Raw genomic sequence first — 16758 nt, 5'->3', positions numbered from 1 at the left:
TCTATGCGTGCGACCCGCGCCACGCCGAAGGCCGGTCGTCCGGCGTGGCGACTTCCGTCCGATCGACAGCCGCGAGCAGACCGACGAGCGCGGCCGCGCGGCGATCAGGTCGGAGGGCCGTCGAGCGGTTCGATGCCCGCGGCGTCCATGCGCTTGTCGATGACGGCCAGAGCATCAATCCACGTCGCCGGGTCGGTGGTGTCGATGCCTGCCATGGCTGCAACCTCGTAGGGCCTGCGCGTCGCGCCGACGCGCATCATTGCCGCAATGGTCGCGCCGCCGCTTCGCGGCTCAGCCTTGAGGAGTTCTACGAGCCGAAGGGCAAGCAGCGCGCCGTAGACGTACGAGAACGTGTAGAGCGGGTAGGCGATCGCGTGCGGAGTCAGGATCCAGTGGTCTTCGTAGCCCGCCAGGTCGACGGCTGCGCCGAAGGTTGGTGCCGTGGCGTCGATCCAAGCGGTCGAGATCGTGGTCGCCGTCAGCGGCGCCTCGGCGCGGTGAAGGCGCATCTCGTACTCCATCATCGCGGTCTGACGGTGGACCCCGAGGATCACCTGCTCCAAGGCGCCGCGGGGATTGGTTCCGGCATGCTCGATGAACAGCGTCTCCGCGAAGACGGCCATCGCTTCGCCGATGGCACCGGCCAGCTTGAGCGCGAGCCACCCGTTCTGGGCCGCGAGAGCCCCGTGGACGGCGTGCCCGAGTTCGTGGGCGAGCGCGTGAGTGCTGTGGGGATGGTCGGGGTGGAATGCGACGTTCACCCAGCTCGGCACGGGACCCGGCAAGTACTCGCAGAAGGCGTCTTGGCGCTTCTCCGGCCGAGATGAGAGGTCCAGCGACGGCCCAGCGTTCAGAGCACGCAGAGCGTTGCTGATGTCGGGGTGTACCGCGCCGAGCGTGTCCATGGATGCGGCCAGCGCGTCGTCCGCGGTCATGGCCGGCACTACCGGTCCATCGGAGGCGATCGCGTAGCGGTCGGCGTAGCTGAAGTCCGGCAGGCCGCTGCGGCGCGCCTGGCTGGACCACCACCGTTGGCTCTGGTCTGTGCGACTGATGACGGCTGCGTGCAACGCCTCGATCTCCGCGAGCTCAAGGCCTTCCTCCTCGATCCGCTTGAGGCGTGGGTCGTTGCGGCCGCGCTCGCGCTGCTCGCGACGGAAGCAACCGATCGCGCTCTCGAGGTCGTCGGCGAACTCCGGCGCGACCTCGGCGAGCGCGAAAGCGCCGGCCCCTAGCCCGGCCCGACGGCGGACAACGTCAGGTTCGTCGAAGAAGGAGTCCAGCGCGGCCAGCGTGAGCGTCTGGCCGTCGTGTTCGAACGTGTGGCTCGTCACGCGGTTGTGCCAGCGGGCCTGGCGTGCCGTTACCTCGCGAGCGTGCTCCGAAAGCCGCTTCTCGCGGTCCTCCGACAGTTCGCGTCGGGCCAGAGCAGCCATCTGGCGTAGGGCGTTGGCGGCGTTCGCTGGCGCCGCGCTGAGCCACTCTCCGCGCGCCTCGGCGTCCAGCGCAGCGAGTTCGCGGCCGACGAAGAGCAGCTCAATACGAACGAGATCGCGAAGCTCGTTACACCTCGCGAGTGCCGCGACCCGGTCCTGCGAGCCGATGCAGTCGGCAACCAGCAGTTCCGCGCCAACTGCGGCCTCGTCAGCTTCGGCGACGATCGCGCTCACGCGCCCTACGAACCTGGGAATCTCGTCTGGGGCCAGCGCTGCGACGCGCCCCGCGTACTCGCTCCGGAGCTCCGCGGCCGCCGCGTGCGCCGAGGTGGCTCGCGTGGTGCGCGCAGGAACCTGCAGCTGGTCGGTATCCCATTGACGTTCGGACACCCCCAGAGCTTATGCGCCCCGAGGCCTGACGCTGTACGGCGGAAGGCCCTGATCGCACCGGTGACCGCGGGCAGCGGCGGACGTGACCCGTCGCTCCCGACTGTCGGTGCTAGGTCCGACGAGCGCCGCGGTGAAGCGGCTAAACTTGCCCAAACCTGCTCCCTTCGTGGCCAGCGTCGCCGGTACGAAAGTGTTCTCCATGCCCTCGTCTACCCCCCTTCTGCTCGTCACCTGTCGGTCTCGGCGGCCGCCGCATATCTGGGGGTTTCGACCACCACTGTGCGGCGCTGGGACAACGCCGGCGAGCTCGTCAGCTATCGAACGCCGGGCGGACAACGCCGCTTCGAGGTGAGCGAACTGGACAGGTTTCTCGCCGGCCGACGCGCCGGACCGACACGGGGGCGCTGACCGACCCCACGTCCCGCCGACTGTCGGGCTTGCACGCCAAGTTGGCCTCGGTGAGGCGTGCCGCGGCTAAGCTCGCGTCGACACGAGACGCACTTCTTCCCGCGACGGCTGATTCACTCGATGACCACGGCACAGGACGCTTCCGGCACGAGACGCCTCGCCGCACAATGCGCGCTGACCGCCGCGGGCGGGCTCGCCGTCGGCCTGCTCGTGCTCGACGGAGATCCGTTCGCCCAGCTGCAGTGGGTCGCCCTCGCGGTGGTGGCCATCATCGCCGCCGAATCGCTCGTCCCGCGCTTGGCCACCAACGTGCGGGTGGCAGCCAGCGAAGGGCTCCTGCTCGCTCCGGTCGCGCTGCTCGATCCGCGCTCGGCGATCGTCATCGCGACGCTCGGAGTCCTGGGCCAATACCTCATCGAGCGCTACCGCGTCGTTTCGGTCCTCATGAACCTCGCGGTCACGCTTGCCCCGCTCGCTGCTGCTGGCCTCGTCTACCAGGTGCTCTCACCACAGAGCCTGACCGACCTCGAGGGCACCCTTGCGTTCACCGCAGCGTGCGCGACCTTCACGGTGCTCCACGTGCTGCTGTTCGCCGCATTCAGCGCGAAGGACGACGGAACCACCATGCGGGGGCGCCTCACCGATCTCCTCCAGACCGCGAACGGGTACCTCGTCTCGGAGCTGTTGTTCGCGATCGCGCTGGCCTCCCTGATCGCCCTTGCGGGCTGGGGCGGCGCGTTCGTGGCCGCGACGATCTTCGCGTTGCAGGCTCATTCGGCCGTCCTGGTGGCGCGCGCCAACCAGCAGCGCCAGATCGCGCAGGATCTCGCCGTCCGCCAGACGGCCCTTTCGTGGGGCATGGTCTCGGCACTGCTCAACACGCTCAACGCCTACGCTCCGAGCCTTGCCCGTCACAGCGCCGCGGTCGCGCGCCTGAGCCGCCTCATCGCCGCCGAACTGGACCTCTCACGTGATGAGCAGGATGTCGTCCACACTGCGGGCTTGCTGCACGACATCGGCCTGATCGGTCGCGAACGCCCGACCCCTGAGGACTGGCGTCGCATCGCGGCCCATCCGCGCCTCGCCCACGAGATGCTGCGTGACATGACCGAGTTCGGCCCCGTGGCCGAGATCGTGCTGCACCACCACGAGCGCTTTGACGGACGCGGCTACCCGGACAAGCTCGCCGGCGAAGCGATCCCGCTGGCGTCACGGATCCTCTTCGTCGCCGAGGCCTACGACGCGATGACCGGTCCCGACACCTACCGCACGCGACGCAGCAGCCTCGAGGCGCTCGTCGAGCTGCGTAAGCGCGCCGGGAGCCAGTTCGACCCCCAGGTCGTCGACGCCCTGAACCGCGTGCTCAAGGGCACCGATCACGCGTTCCGCCACAGCGACTCGGTCCACTACCGCGACGAACTCGTCGTGGAGCGGCGCATCGTCGACGCCCGTCTCGCAGGCGCACCAACCACCCGGTTGTAACGCCAGGGCACCAGACGGGACGCTGAAACGGACACAGCACTGGTGCCCGACCGCGGGCGCAGGGACGTCGCTGCCGCTCAGAGGGGTGACAGCACGATGACCGTCGACGGTCGCGTGCCCGCGCGGCTCGCAGTCATCGCGTACCGCAGGCCGTACTCCTCTGGAACCCGCACCGCGATCTCTGGGCTGCAGCCGCCGTCGACGGCTGCCCACATGGCCTCGGTCAGCGCTGACGTGCCCGTCGCCTGGTCAGCATCTGCGAACCGCTCGGTCAACGGGAGGTCCAGCAGGTCCTGCGCCTCGAGGCCCAAGAGGGTGCGGGCTTCCTGGCTGGCCGCGAAGATCCGCAGTCGGTCGTCGACAACGAGCGTGCCGAACGTCCGCTCGGGGATGGCGGCAGCGTGCACCCGGAGCAGCGAGCCGTGACCGCACTGACACGTGAGACGGTCGCTGGGCTCAACGACCGTGTCGCAATGACCGCAGACATCGACCATCCGCTCGACCGCGGGCTGGCCATCCGGTGCAGTACGCCGATCGATCTGCGCCATCTGACCCTGATCCTACGCCTCCTCGAGACGAAGGCAAGCGGCGAGCCCGGGCAAACGCGCGTCAGGACGCGAATCGCTGGCCCACGTCCTGGCACGCGAGGCCCCCCCAGTGGGGGCGGACCGCCGCGCAGCCGGGGCACGCTCACCACTCTCCCATCGGCGAGTTCCAGGGCGCGCGCGATCTGCTGCACGCTGCTGGCCTGACGCTCGGAGACCTGATGGCCCACGAGTACGAGGCCTCGCCGACGATGCCGCTCGGTCGCCTGGCCGAACCATTCAACCGGGCTTCCCAGATCGAGAGGAAGATCGATGACCTCACCGCGGCACGTCAGCGCGAACGCGGCACGCAGGGTCGCGAGCTGCAGCGCATCCATCGGGCGCGCGCCCGGCACCAGGAGTGCCAGCAGGATCGGACCCCGTTCCAACGAGCCCGCTGAACCGTCGGCGATCCGGTCCTGCCAGCGCGCCAGCCACCGCGCCGCCGTCCATGCGCGGCTGTCGCTGGGCTCGCGGTAGACGAGTTGGCTTCCCAGCGCGTAGAGCTCATCGGCAAGCTGCCTCCGGCCGGCGCCGGCGAGCGCCGTGAACCGGCCTGCGACCAAGTCCGAGGCCTCGTCAAACGCGCCCGTCCTCAACGCTTCCGCGAGCGGCTGGGGTCCTCGAACCCGCGCGGATCGCAGAAACGCCCCGTTGAGCTGGTCTCCGGCGAGCAGCCGATCGCGAATCGCCAGCACGTCCTCCGCTCGGTACGCCCGGGAGCCGGGCAGCTCTACGGGCACCGGAAACTGGTGCTTCGCGACGAACGCGGACAGCTGGTGCCGCGAGAGGCCGAGGATCCGGGCGGTCTGCGAGTGAGAGAACGCGGCGTCCATGAGGCGACAAATCAGCGATCCGCAAACCACATCCGATTGCAGATCCTGCGAAGCATGCCCCGCAAATACTGCCAGTCGGGTCAAATCCTGCAAACCGGTTGCTTGCAGCGGCGAGGACGCCCGCTGCATGCTCCAGTCGCCGCAGCGACCCCGGTCGACAGACCTCCGGACCGCTTCTGGCACACACGCTCACGCGCACCGAGCGACCAACCACACACACGAGGCGCCGCCGGTGCACGACGCACGAAGGGCAGGGGGAGACGGTCCATGACGGGTCCAGGAGCCAGCACCGGGAGCTGGTCACAACACGCACAGGTCCGCACATTGGGACCGACGCAGACGCTCAGCGATCTGCAGCGATACGCCAACCAGTTCACCAACCTGACGCCCGAGCAGGAGCGCGCGTGCGCCGAGGGCGTCGCCGCCGGGGACCCGCAGGCCACGCGAACCTTGTTCGACCACAACCTGCGCCTGGTCTTCCACATCGCTCGGCGCTCCGGCGAAGACCGCCTCAAGCGCGTGGAGATGGAAGACCTCGTCCAGTACGGCTGCATCGGCCTGCTCCGCGCGATCCGCTCCTTCGACCCCGAGCGGGCGCGCTTCACCACCTACGCGACGATGTGGATCCGCAAGATGATCGCCAACGGGGTCGACGAGGACGGCTACCTCGTGAAGGTTCCGGTGTTCTCGCGGGAGCGGATGCGACCGATCATCCGCGAGCGCCGCCGCCTTCGCGATCGCCTGCGCCGCGACCCCACCCTGGCCGAGCTCAGCGCCGCGTGCGGCAAGCAGGTCACCGCCGCGGACCTGGAGACCTGCGACGCCATCGAGGGCGCCGACCAGGTCTCCGGGATCGTCGACTTCGACGACGACGAGGCTCCGGGGAGCATCGCGCGCGACGACTCCTTCGAGGACGACGTCATCGACGACCTCGACCTCGCCTCGCTCACCAGGGATCTGCTGTGGCGTCTGCCGGAGCGCCGCCGGCGCGCGATCTCTCTGCATCTGGGCATCGGGGCGGACCGCCACATGAACTACACGCAGGTCGGCTCAGCGCTCGGCGTCTCGCGCCAGGTCGCGCGTGAGGAGATCAAGGCCGGCCTGCTGACCCTCGCCGCGATCACCGACCGCGACACCTCGCTGCGCCACCAGCTGCAGTCGCTTCTCGCAAGCTGACCCCCGCAGAGGCACGCCCGCCGGGCCCGGCCAGAGAGGCCAGGGCTTAGCGCAGGCGAGACCGGTCGGCCGCGATCAGCTCATCGACGCGACCGTGGGGAAGTTCGGCTCCGCTCGCGAGCACCGAGAGGAGCGCCAACGCCGCGATCCGGTGCGCCTCGTCCCACCCGCACGACGCCTGGGCCATCGCGCCGGCGGCGCCGCGCAGTCGCTCCGGCGCCACCGTCAAGGCGTGACAGCGCCGCTCGAGCATGGCCTGCACCTCACGCCGGTCGGGCAGACGAACCCGCACCTCCACGTCACCGTCGACGGCGTGGCCCCCGGCGACGCTCGCCTCGAGGTCACAGCAGACGACCGGAACGCCGGCTTCGCGTGCGCGCATCACCGCATCGGCGCTTGCCCCGGGGGTGAACGCTCCGACCGGGTCGAGGACCAGTCCGACATCCGCCAGGGAGATCAAGGCCTCCACGTCCTGTGCGGTGTCCTGCGGTCGCAGGTACACCGCCTGACGCCCCAGCGCATCGAGGATCCCCAGCGTCATCTGCGCCCCGCCGGCGCCGACCGGACCGCTCACAACGATCATCGCCCCCGCAGTCCACTCCCGAGCCGCCGCGGCTGCGTCCTGCTGCGCGCGTTCGGTGGGAAGGCGCTCCCGGGCCCCTGAGGTCGGCACGCGCCGCGCCGTCACCGCCTCGGCACTCGTGGACCGTGGGCGACCACGGACGTCGCTGCTGAGGATCTGCGTGAACTTCATGCCGGCCTCCCGGAAAGACGTGCGTACTGCGCGACGGTCACCGCCGCCACGATCGAGATCCCGGCGACCACGGCGCCGGCGAATGCGGGCCACAGCGCCATCGGCGCGAACGCCCGCCCGGTCTGCAGCCACTCCGGCAACTCGCGCCCCGCGACCGTCAGGATGCCGTCAAGACGGGGGTCGATCATCGCGCCCAGCGCACAGGCCGCCGTCGCCGCTACCAGCCCGACGACCACCAGGTGCACGATGATCGGCGCGCTGATGGGTGTGAGCGATCCGCCGACGTGCCGCATGGTCTCCAGCGCGCGCTGCTCGGCGTAGATCGAGGACCGCACGACGAGCGCGATTACGACGAGCGCCACCAACACCAGCAGCAACGCCGCGTACAGCGACCCGCGCTCCAGCCACGAGGAGAACCCGTTGATCCGCGAGACCAACTCGTCGAGATAGGTCACGCGCTCGACCCCGGGCTGCGTGCGGACCGCCGACGCGACGCGGCGCATCGCGTCGACCGAGGCCACGCGGATCTCCAGCGCCTCCTGAAACAGCCGCAGCGACGGCAACGGCCCGCCGGGCTGCGTGACCTGGCGAACGAAGACGGCTCGGACCTCCTCGCGGGGCACGATCCTGACCCGTTCGACGTCGGGCAGCAGCCGCACGCGCTGCGCGAGCTCGGGGGCGGGGACGATGGTCTGCGCCTGCTGGTCCTGCTCGAGGATCGCCACGATCCGTAGCCGGTCCTGGATGCGCACCGAGGCCTGCGAGGTCCGGTCGCTCATCGCCAGCGCCACGTAGGTCGCCAGCAGCAGCAAGAGCATGACCAGCCCCAGCAGCACCGACCAGAACCGGCGGCGCCAGACGAGGCTCAGTCCGGTGCGCAGGTAGAGCGCCGGGTAGTACAAGCGTTCACGCATCAGTGGGGCACCGTGTCGGAGTGGATGTGACCGTCGAGGATCCGCACCGTGCGGGTGCACAGCACGTCGAGCGCGAGCTTGTCGTGGGTCGCGCACACGATCGTGGTGCCCTGCGCGTTGATGGTCAGCAGGATCTGCAGCAGGCCCAGGCTGGTGGCCGGGTCCAGGTTGCCGGTGGGCTCGTCGGTGAGCAGCAGCCGCGGACGATGCGCCACCGCGCGCGCGAGCGACACGCGCTGGCGCTCACCGCCAGAGAGCGTCTTCTCGTCACACATGCGGTCGGCCAGGTGCCGAAGCCCGAAGGCCGCGACGAGCTGCTCGACGCGGGCGTGCGAGGCCGTGGGGGACCGGCGCAGGATCTGCAGCGGGAACAGGATGTTCTCGCGAACCGTGCGGTCCGGCAGGAGATCCCAGGACTGGGCGCTGAAGCCGATCGACTGGCGCCACGCGCGCACGTCGAGCCCACGCAGGTCACGACCACCGACCAAGATCCGGCCCTTTTCCGGACGTGCTTCGCCGTGCAGAAGCCGCAGCAGCGTCGTCTTCCCGCACCCAGTCGGGCCGCTGACCATCACGAACTCACCGGGCGCGATCGCCAACGTCGCCTGGTGAAGCCCGCGCCGACGGGCGCCATCGGCCGCGGGGAACGTCGCCCGGACGTCCTCGATCACGATCGTCTGGGACGGGTCGGCATCTCGGGTCGGCGGCCCCGCCGCGCGCGGCTCGCGCCGGGCGGCTGGCCAGTCCATCAGAGCCGTCATGTGATCGGTCCCTCCTTCAGCGCCGCGCGCGCCGCGGCGACGTAGTCCTCGTGACGTTCCGGGCACCGCGCGAACCCCGGGTCCGCGGCGGCCACGTCTGCGACCGCGGCGGCGAACATCAGCATGAAGCCGCCATTGGAAAGCGCGGTGAGCTGGCCGATCGCTCGCCGGGCGCCGATGTCCTCCTCGGCGCCCTGCGCAAGCAGCCGCCGGCACACGTCGGTCATCTCCGCATGGCTGGCCAGCCCGTCGGCGTCATGGTGCAGCGCCTCGCGCAGCAGCGTGCTCTTCACCGCGTGCCACGTCTCCGCGGTGAGCGCGAGCTCCTCCAGCAACTCGCGGGTGAGATCGGCCCACCACTGGTCAGCGGTGGCCGCGGTCGGCAGATCGCAACCGACCGTCACCGCGGCAAGGGCTGCCTGAGCCGCGGCGCTCGGGTCGGCCGGAGCCTGCCGCTCGAGGTGGGCTAGCAACAGCAACGGCATCGCTTCAGCCGCGGTCGTCTTCATCGTGCACCTCGCAGGTCGGTCGGCCAGACGAACGGTGCCGCGGCCGAGAAGTCGTCATCGCGCGCGGCGATCAGGATGTCGTCCCGGTCGCTGACCGGCCGGTCCAGCGCGGCGCGCAACGCGCCCGGTCGCTCGTCGTTGAACCGCACCCGCAACGACGCCGCCAACCGCTGTGGGTCGGTGCCGGTCATCGCCAGCAGCTGGGTCAGCGAGAACCGCTCGCCCGCGCGCGGGTGCAGATGCACCACACCAGAGGCGTCGTGCGTGTGGATCGCAAACTCGGCGCTCGTATCGACGACGCCCGCACCGCGCCGGAACCGCGCATCGAACTCCGGGGTGATGACCCGCACCGCTGCGTGGGGGTGCGGGCGCTGCTCGGCGTCGGCGCCCGCGACGCGCGGCACCCCCGCCTGGGTCAGGGCCCGGCCGGCGGCGTCGGCGTCGGGCATCTGCATCGCCCGCGCCAACCCGACCACGGCGCTCGCGGAGCCCGGCCGGTCGGACTCACCGCCACCCTTCAGGAGGAGGAGTGCGACGCCGAACGCCACGATCGACAGCGTGGCAAGCGCTACGCGCGGCAGCGCCACGGTCATCGCAGCCGTCCCAGGCACACGTTGTCGCGGGGCGAGCGCAGCGAGTCGATGAGCTCCTGTGCCTGCAGCGGCGCGACGCCGAGCACGGCCGCAAGGTCCGTGATCGTGAACGCCGGGCCGTAGCGGTCCTGAGCGGTGAGGATGGCCTCGTCGAGCGCGCCTCGGCGGTTTTCCTGCGGTTCGGTCATCCCCCCACACGCTACGAGCGCGCCGCCCACCGACGGCGAACTCCGGCTTCTCCGCGAACGCGTTCACCTCTTCCGGGGAAGGTGAACCGCCGCGCGAACCATGAGGTGAACCGTCGCGCCTGTCGGGCCCCGCACGCGCGCGCGACGACCCGTGCGTCGGACGTTCTGGGGCTGCTGGCGTCATGCGCGAGGTGAACGCCCAGATCTTTCGTGTCACGGCGCCACACCCGCCACGCATAGTCATCGCCGAAGCAGGTTCGTTCGTTCCAACACATCTAGGAGGCAGGTAATGCAGGCACTCATCGCGGTCTTGGACCGCACCAAGGTCCGGATCGCGAGTCGACGGGCGCTGACGCTCTTCGAGGCGATCCTCGTGGTCATCGTCCTCGGTATCCTCGGCACGGTCTTTCTGCCGTCGCTGCTGGGCGCCCGGAACAGCACGCGAGACGCGGACGCCAAGGCGGCGATCGACGCCACGCATCAGACGCTGCAGAAGTACTGGACCGAGCGCGAGACGTTCGTCGGCTTCGACCAGACGTTCCTGCAGACCGAGGAGCGCGACCTCAGCCTCGGGCTCACCAACACGGTCACGCCCGCGACGCAGACCACCGCACGCCGCCTGTACGTCGGCGGCGCCGACGGCACCAGCCCGCTGACCGGCCTCACCGCCAACGCGGCGACGGTCTGCGGCATCGCCCCGAAGGGCAAGTACGCGTTCTGCCTGCGGATCAACAAGTCCAACACGGCCGGCACGCCGAGCGTCAGCTACGCGCGCTCCGCGCCCAAGGACGACCCGACGATCGCCGACGCGATCTCCGCCGGGTTCACCGAGACCGCGTTCTAGAAGTGACCCCGGTGAACAGCGCGCCCGAAAGCTACGCCGTTCACCGCGGTCGTCTCACGATTCACCTTGGGCCCGGCGCCCGCGCAACGACGCGCGGGCGCCGGGCCTTCTCCATGCTGGAAGCACTCCTGGTCGTCACGGTCCTGGGGATCCTCATCGCGGCGTTCGCTCCGCGACTGGACGGGACGCGCAGCGAACGCCGAAGCCAGCAAGCACTCATCAAGCTGCAGACCGGGATGGAACTCGCCGCAATCCATCTCACCGACGCGGACGGATGGGCCTCCTGGTCACCGGAGACCGAGAAGACGATCGCCGCCGAAGCGATCCAGTGGTCCACCACCGCGACCGCGCCCGACACCGGGCCCGTGGACCGTCTGCAGATCTACGAGCGCACCGACGCCCGCGTAACCCTCTGCGCGAGCGCCACCGGCGGCGTGATCTGCGTCTCGCGCTCCGGCCCCCGGACCTACTGGGGCGCCGCCAGCACCCTCACCGACGCCGCAGCCCGAGCGCGCGCCCTTGGAGACTGCACCCAGGAACGGCCACAGGCCGTCCTCGCCACCATCCGCCGCGCCAGCTGCGCCTAGCATCCAGTCCAGCGCCACCGCCCGAGCTCGCGCGGACCAACCTCGCACTAGATGCAAGGATGCCCGGAGTCGGCTAGCCAGCGATCGGGTCGTTTCCGCGCCCTGAATCGCTACGGGCGTGCGGCTTGTCGGAGCTCGCGGGCTAGGAGGTCGCTTCGCGAGAGCGCGGTCACGCCGGAGCCGTGTTCCCTGGACCCTCACCGCGACCGTGCGCCGGCTAGCCCGGCGGCAGCTCTGGGCGCTGCGCAACTCCGATCGTGCTCTTCGAGATCGTCGGCGGACTCATCTGGGCGTCCCTCGAGTGCGGTCCGGATCGACCACGTCCGCCGGACCGTCGAGGAGGTGGTCAAGCGGCGGAGCGAAGAATGGGCCACAGGCCAGACAGACGCTTGCTGACGAACCATCCCGCTCGATATGGTGCGCGCCGAGAGCTGTCCCGCTTGAACTCCAGACGCGCGAAGCGCTGTCTCTAACGCTCGCGGGGCGGCTCTCACCTCTGAGGGCCACGCTACCTGGCAGCGACATCGTCGCCTCGCGTGTCCGCGAGACTAGAGCTAAATCGAGCGGCTCGTGCACACGCTCGGGGTCCTGCCCGAGCTCAGGACGACCATCGGAACGCCGAGGCGTCGGGCCTCCACGCTGAAGTCCAATCCGATTCCCTGGATTGCCGTCGCGCGCGACTCCTGATCTCGCTCCCGGCGCTCCTGCTCGGCTGCAAGTCGTGCGGCTCCGGCGGCACGCCCGTGATGGATGCGCTTGGCGTCGTCCAGCAGGCTCATGATGCGCGGGCTACCATCCGCGAGTTGCGAAGTCAGTGGGTGTAGCTGCCGGGCTGTTCTGCCGGTCGTAGCACGTCACACACTTGTTCTGCTGGGCGACGAAGTGCGATGCACAGAAGGCTTGGTCGCAGGCCCGGCATCGGCCTACGGCAAGCACATCACAGGTCGAGTCCTGGCGGGGGCTGTCGCACAGAGCAGGAGAGCGCATGGGGCTAACGTACCCGCTCAAGGCTGACCCCGGTGACCGGTACGGAGGTGCCTCTCTCTAACCCGCTCGGCAGGAGCCGCCGGACGTAGGACGTGTCAAGCGGCTGGCCTAGCTTGCGGACGCCCTAGGCGCCGCTGCCGTCTGCGACGGTGCAGAAGATCGGCTGGCGGCCGTTGAGGCCGAGGCCCGTGCGCATCGCAAGCCACGTCGCCAGCAGGGCGGCGTACCGTGGGCTGGAGCCCCACCACGCGATCGGTGGCCCCCTTGCGTGCCGGACGCGCAGGGCACGGCCGCCGTCGAGCACGTTGCGCACCTGAAGGTTGAGCGCCTCCGAGACGCGCAGCCCAGCCCCGACGAGGACTCCCAGCAGCGCGAGGTTGCGCGTAGCGATCACGCCCGGCCGACCGCGCGCGGGGAGCACGGCATCCATGAGCGCGGCGACCTCCTCGCGGGTGAGCGGCTCCTTCGGGCTGAAATCTCCGTGGCGTCGCAGGCGGCGGCCAGCTGTTCTGTTTCAGGTGGTCGGTTCGGTGCTCGGGAGCGAGTCGTCGCGCTGGTCGTTGTCGCTGCCCTGGTAGCGCTGCTCGCCGTCGTAGCGGCCTGTGCCCCACTTGGGCATCGCGACCGGGCCGGGCTGGGCCAGCGGCGCGCCCCACAGGCGAACGAATCCGAGCACGGCCTGGATCTGATGGGTGCGCTCGGCGACGCGGTGGCTGGTGTTGCCCTCGATCGAGGTCACGACCTTCGTCGACGGGTCGTACCCGGTGACCAGGCCGATGTGCTGCGGGAACACGATCAGGTCCCCTGGCACGGGCGTGATCGCGTCCGACGGAGCCCACCGTCCCAGCGATCCTGCCCAGGTGCGGATCGCGGGCACGTACCCCATCCCCTCTCCGCCCGGGCCAAGCGGCTTACCGGCGCGGCGCGCCAGGTAGGAGACGAAGTACGCACACCACGGCTGCCCGGGGGCAGCGTTCCGTGTCGCCGACCGGTAGCGCGCGATATCCGGTGAGTTGTTGGATCCCAGCGGCGCTTCGACGACGTTGCGCGCGAGCTCGGCCTGCGCCGCGCGCACGATCGTCGTCGGTCCCGAACCCACCGCGGCACTCAGCGACGGCAGCGCGAAGTCGGCGTCGCTGCCCAAGAGCTGCTCGAGCAACGCGCTCGCCTTGCGCTGGTCGCGTTCGCGGCGCTGCTGGCGCGAACGCCGCGCCTCACGCAGCACGCTCACGATCTGGCGCTGCTGGCGCCGCGCTGTCGCCAGCTCGTCTTGCGCGGCAGCCAACACCGCGGCGCGCTGGGCGTAGCGCGCCGACTGCGCTCCGCGTCGGTCGACGTCGCCCTTCAGGCGTACCACGAGATCGCGCTGACGATCCAGGAGCGACTGACCCTGTGCGGCGGCGAGCGCGCTATGGGCCGGGGCCGCGCTCATCGCCAGGCCCAGCGCGCCGATATCCCCCTCCCCCCACGACGTTCGCGTCGGCCAGCACGCTCGCGATGCCCTGCAGCTCGGCAACCTCGCGACTGAGCGCATCCTCGGCGCGCGTCTGCACCACGCTGGCGGACCGCAGCTTCGCCGTCGCCGCTCGGACCTCACGTGACGCGCGACGCTCGCGCGCCCGCAACGAACGCAGCTCGCGCTCCGCCCGGCGCTCCTGGCCCGCCAGCCGGCGCTCCACGCGCGTGGTGCGCTCGATCCGCGAGTCCAACGCATCGATCTGCGTGATCGCATCGCCAGGTGCGGCCAGCGACGGCGGCGGCGCAAGCGCCACCGCCGCGCCGAGGACCACCAGCAGAGCTCGAGACCGTCTCACCCCAAGGACCGTACGCGCGCGACGCGCCGCCACGACGCGTTCACCCACGTCGACCCCGCCGGCCCAGCCGGCCGCCGGTTCACCTCGAAGGTGAACCGTTAGAGCCGACGAGGTGAACCGGTTGCCCCGAAAGGAAATCCGCCGTTGCTGCACACGCTCCACGCACACTGATCGCCAGACATGAGACGCCACCCGCAAGACATCGTCGGCATCGATATCGGCCATACCGCGGTGCGGGTCGTTGCCGCGACCCGGCGCGCCGACCGCTACACCATCGAGGCGGCGGCACGCGCTGAACTGCCGGTCGGCGCGATCCGCGCCGATGTCGTCCGTCAGCCGGAAGCCGTCGCCCAAGCAGTCGCGCAGGCCTTCAGCGAGGTCCGGCCCAAGCACAAGCGCGCGGTCGTCACGATCCCGGGGAGCGCGTGCACGCTGCAGACCTCCGAGTACCCCAGCCAGATGACCGAGCCGATGCTCAGAGAAGCGGCGGTCATCTCACTCGGGCGCCGAGTCCCGGGCGGCCACGAGGCCAACGCGCTGGACTACCTCGTCACCGGCCGCGAGGAGGACGGCGCGATCCGCGTCATCGGGGCCGCGGCCCCGCACTCCTTCCTCGAGCCGCTCGTGGCTGCCATCGAGGGCACCGGCATCAACGTCCTGCAGATCGAGCCGTCGTGGGCGGCGATCCCGCGAGCGATCGCCGACGGGCGGGGCGACACGCGCGCCGCAGTCGTCGACATCGGGGCCTCGAGCACGACCCTGATCGCGGTCGGCAACGGCTTGCCGCACAACGTCTGCGTGCTGCCGATCGGCGGACGCGACCTCACCGAGATGCTCACCACCGGCGGGATGTCGCTGGCCCAGGCCGAGGAGATCAAGGCCAACCGCGGCCGGCTGGCGGACCTGGTCAGCGGCGGAGGCGACGGCGCGATGGCCCTCCACGCCAAGCTCCGGGAGCTCGGGCAGCAGATGGCCTCCTGGTACGCCGAGCAGTTCTCGACGCGTGTCCCGTTGCTGTTCTGCGGTGGCGGCTCACGCATGCCGGACATCGACGTCTACCTCAAGGGGGTCCTGGACGTCGAGGCTGGCCGACCGACCCCCATCGCCGCGCTGAGCACCAAGGGTCTCAGCGACTTCGACCTCCATCTCAGCGCGTTCGGCGCGTGCGTGCGCGGCCTCTCCGACCCACGCAACGAGCAGCGCGCCTACTCGATCAACCTCCTCCCACGCCCGGCCAAGCGCCCCCCACTCATGGCGCCCGCGACCGCTCGTGTCCTGGCCGCGAGCGCCGTCGTCCTGGTCGCCAGTGCTGCCGCAGCGACGGTCACGTCCGGCACCAAAGACGACGCACTCGCCGAGGAGCGCTCCGCCCAGGCGCGGCTGGAGCAGGCCCAGCTCGAGCGACAGGCCGCCGAGCGCACACTCCAGGCGCTGCTGCAGGCCGGCGGGATCGACCGCGTCGCGCTCGTCGGCGGCCTCACCGCGTTCCGCATCGACTGGCGCAAGCAGCTCACCCGAATCGCGCAGGCGACGCCCGCGGAGATCGGCCTGACCGACTCCAGCGTCACGATGCCGCCCTTCCCCGGCGTCCCGGGAGCAACGGTCACCGCGGGCGGCGCCGACATGCAGCTCACCGGCATCGCGGTGCGCCGCGACACCATCGAGCGCTACGTCAAGCGGCTCGCAACCACCCCCGGAGTCGACGGCGCCGAGCTGGTCTCCGCGACCCGCCAGCGCGAGGACTCACAGGCCTACACGTTCCGCGTCAGCGTCGACCTCACCAACCCCCGCGACCTCGCAGCCGCCACCCCCAAGATCACCCAGGAGCCGACCGGATGACCGTCACCGCCCACCAGGCGCGCATCATCATCGCCACCGTCACGGCGATCGTCGCCGGCGCCCTGGCGCTGATGGTGATCAAGCCCAGCATCGACGACGCCAAGGCGGCCCGCGACAACGCCGACCGCACGGCCGCCGAGGCCGTCGCCGTCACCGGCCAGGCGCAGGAGCTGCGGCTGCAGATCCGCGCCAACTCCAACAAGCTCGCCAAGCCCCTGCGCATCGCGCTTCCGCAGCGCGTCAGCTGGGGCCGCGAGTTCACCCGCCTGACCCGCCTGGCGGAGGCCACGAAGACCTCGATCGTCAGCTTCGAGCCCGGAGCCGCATCGCAGCCCTCCCCCGCCGGCACCTTCGCGACGTGGCCCGCGTCGCTGACGGTCGAGTGCGAGTTCCTGCGGTGCCTGTCGTTCCTGGGCGGCATGCAGGGCCTGACCTCGGTGAAGACCGCCAAGGGACGCACCCGCATCGACGCCCGCGGACCGATCTGGTACGTCGACTCGCTCTCGTTCAGCTCCGCCCAGACCTTCTCGATGGCCCTCACCGCCGGCGTGTTCGTCGCTCCAGAGGCACAGGCCGACCCGCTCGACGGAGCCGCCCCCGCCGCAGCCCCACCCGCCGACCCCGCCGCCCCCGACCCCGCCCCCGCGGGCTGACGA

20 protein-coding genes are annotated in these 16758 nt (G+C 70.6%); 8 read left to right on the top strand and 12 right to left on the bottom strand.

All coding sequences use genetic code 11. The annotated features are described in order from the left end of the window. Positions 1 to 104: 104 nt before the first annotated feature. Positions 105 to 1670 (bottom strand): M3 family metallopeptidase, encoded by a 1566-nt coding sequence (locus GKE82_RS31050; RefSeq protein WP_154735473.1) that lies wholly within the window; start codon positions 1668 to 1670, stop codon positions 105 to 107. 84 nt (positions 1671 to 1754) lie between these two features. Here GKE82_RS31050 and GKE82_RS31710 point away from each other — a divergent pair, with 84 nt between their 5' ends. Further along, on the top strand, positions 1755 to 2234 hold the full coding sequence (locus GKE82_RS31710; RefSeq protein ID WP_375337057.1) for a helix-turn-helix domain-containing protein: 480 nt from the start codon (positions 1755 to 1757) through the stop codon (positions 2232 to 2234). A gap of 120 nt (positions 2235 to 2354) precedes the next feature. Further along, on the top strand, positions 2355 to 3716 hold the full coding sequence (locus GKE82_RS23990; RefSeq protein ID WP_154735472.1) for an HD-GYP domain-containing protein: 1362 nt from the start codon (positions 2355 to 2357) through the stop codon (positions 3714 to 3716). A gap of 77 nt (positions 3717 to 3793) precedes the next feature. Here the strand turns inward: GKE82_RS23990 and GKE82_RS23985 are convergent, their stop codons facing one another. Continuing rightward, positions 3794 to 4264, bottom strand: a complete 471-nt coding sequence (locus tag GKE82_RS23985; protein WP_154735471.1) for a PAS domain-containing protein — start codon at positions 4262 to 4264, stop codon at positions 3794 to 3796. A 218-nt stretch (positions 4265 to 4482) separates the two neighbouring features. On the opposite strand from GKE82_RS23985, the gene GKE82_RS23980 reads away from it, so the two are divergent. Then, positions 4483 to 4701 (top strand): hypothetical protein, encoded by a 219-nt coding sequence (locus GKE82_RS23980; RefSeq protein ID WP_154735470.1) that lies wholly within the window; start codon positions 4483 to 4485, stop codon positions 4699 to 4701. Between the two features lie 759 nt (positions 4702 to 5460). Further along, positions 5461 to 6312, top strand: coding sequence for a sigma-70 family RNA polymerase sigma factor (locus GKE82_RS27455; protein WP_196189444.1), 852 nt, complete (start codon positions 5461 to 5463; stop codon positions 6310 to 6312). A gap of 46 nt (positions 6313 to 6358) precedes the next feature. On the opposite strand, the gene GKE82_RS23970 is transcribed toward GKE82_RS27455, so the two are convergent. From GKE82_RS23970 to GKE82_RS23945, 6 genes are all read right to left on the bottom strand, one after another. After that, positions 6359 to 7066, bottom strand: coding sequence for a hypothetical protein (locus GKE82_RS23970; protein WP_154735468.1), 708 nt, complete (start codon positions 7064 to 7066; stop codon positions 6359 to 6361). Further along, a complete protein-coding gene (locus GKE82_RS23965) occupies positions 7063 to 7857 on the bottom strand; it encodes an FtsX-like permease family protein (RefSeq protein WP_154735467.1) in 795 nt (264 codons plus the stop codon). Before GKE82_RS23965 ends, GKE82_RS23970 begins: the two co-directional genes overlap by 4 nt. Before the next feature lie 122 nt (positions 7858 to 7979). Then, complete coding sequence (locus GKE82_RS23960) at positions 7980 to 8729, bottom strand: cell division ATP-binding protein FtsE (RefSeq protein WP_255451158.1); 750 nt, start codon at positions 8727 to 8729, stop codon at positions 7980 to 7982. Positions 8730 to 8737: 8 nt separating this feature from the next. Continuing rightward, positions 8738 to 9250 carry a hypothetical protein gene (locus GKE82_RS23955; RefSeq protein ID WP_154735465.1) on the bottom strand — a complete coding sequence of 171 codons (513 nt, stop codon included), beginning with the start codon at positions 9248 to 9250 and terminating at the stop codon, positions 8738 to 8740. Further along, positions 9247 to 9843 (bottom strand): hypothetical protein, encoded by a 597-nt coding sequence (locus tag GKE82_RS23950; protein ID WP_154735464.1) that lies wholly within the window; start codon positions 9841 to 9843, stop codon positions 9247 to 9249. Before GKE82_RS23950 ends, GKE82_RS23955 begins: the two co-directional genes overlap by 4 nt. Then, positions 9840 to 10031, bottom strand: a complete 192-nt coding sequence (locus tag GKE82_RS23945; RefSeq protein WP_154735463.1) for a hypothetical protein — start codon at positions 10029 to 10031, stop codon at positions 9840 to 9842. The genes GKE82_RS23950 and GKE82_RS23945 overlap by 4 nt, the downstream gene beginning before the upstream one ends. Before the next feature lie 289 nt (positions 10032 to 10320). On the opposite strand from GKE82_RS23945, the gene GKE82_RS23940 reads away from it, so the two are divergent. Together GKE82_RS23940 and GKE82_RS23935 are read left to right on the top strand one after the other, a co-directional pair. After that, positions 10321 to 10875, top strand: coding sequence for a type II secretion system protein (locus tag GKE82_RS23940; RefSeq protein ID WP_154735462.1), 555 nt, complete (start codon positions 10321 to 10323; stop codon positions 10873 to 10875). A gap of 11 nt (positions 10876 to 10886) precedes the next feature. Then, complete coding sequence (locus GKE82_RS23935; protein ID WP_154735461.1) at positions 10887 to 11462, top strand: type II secretion system protein; 576 nt, start codon at positions 10887 to 10889, stop codon at positions 11460 to 11462. Positions 11463 to 12016: 554 nt separating this feature from the next. On the opposite strand, the gene GKE82_RS23930 is transcribed toward GKE82_RS23935, so the two are convergent. The 4 genes from GKE82_RS23930 to GKE82_RS27450 all read right to left on the bottom strand — a co-directional run bounded on the left by GKE82_RS23930 (position 12017) and on the right by GKE82_RS27450 (position 14488). Then, on the bottom strand, positions 12017 to 12241 hold the full coding sequence (locus GKE82_RS23930; RefSeq protein ID WP_154735460.1) for a hypothetical protein: 225 nt from the start codon (positions 12239 to 12241) through the stop codon (positions 12017 to 12019). Between the two features lie 332 nt (positions 12242 to 12573). Further along, the gene (locus GKE82_RS23925; protein ID WP_154735459.1) at positions 12574 to 12879 is read right to left on the bottom strand and encodes a site-specific integrase; all 306 of its coding nucleotides are present in this window, start codon (positions 12877 to 12879) and stop codon (positions 12574 to 12576) included. 84 nt (positions 12880 to 12963) lie between these two features. Then, a complete protein-coding gene (locus GKE82_RS23920) occupies positions 12964 to 13881 on the bottom strand; it encodes a CHAP domain-containing protein (RefSeq protein WP_154735458.1) in 918 nt (305 codons plus the stop codon). After that, positions 13859 to 14488 (bottom strand): hypothetical protein, encoded by a 630-nt coding sequence (locus GKE82_RS27450; protein WP_196189442.1) that lies wholly within the window; start codon positions 14486 to 14488, stop codon positions 13859 to 13861. Before GKE82_RS27450 ends, GKE82_RS23920 begins: the two co-directional genes overlap by 23 nt. A gap of 6 nt (positions 14489 to 14494) precedes the next feature. Here GKE82_RS27450 and pilM point away from each other — a divergent pair, with 6 nt between their 5' ends. Together pilM and GKE82_RS23905 are read left to right on the top strand one after the other, a co-directional pair. Further along, positions 14495 to 16102: a pilus assembly protein PilM gene (gene pilM / locus GKE82_RS23910; RefSeq protein ID WP_196189441.1), complete on the top strand. Its 1608-nt coding sequence runs from the start codon at positions 14495 to 14497 to the stop codon at positions 16100 to 16102. Further along, positions 16099 to 16755, top strand: a complete 657-nt coding sequence (locus tag GKE82_RS23905; RefSeq protein WP_154735455.1) for a hypothetical protein — start codon at positions 16099 to 16101, stop codon at positions 16753 to 16755. The genes pilM and GKE82_RS23905 overlap by 4 nt, the downstream gene beginning before the upstream one ends. The last annotated feature ends 3 nt before the right edge of the window (positions 16756 to 16758 follow it).

This window comes from Conexibacter sp. W3-3-2, assembly GCF_009707605.1.
GTDB lineage: Bacteria > Actinomycetota > Thermoleophilia > Solirubrobacterales > Solirubrobacteraceae > Paraconexibacter > Paraconexibacter algicola.
The sequence above is the reverse complement of the archived record's forward strand: the minus strand, read 5'-3'. Positions and strand labels throughout refer to the sequence as shown.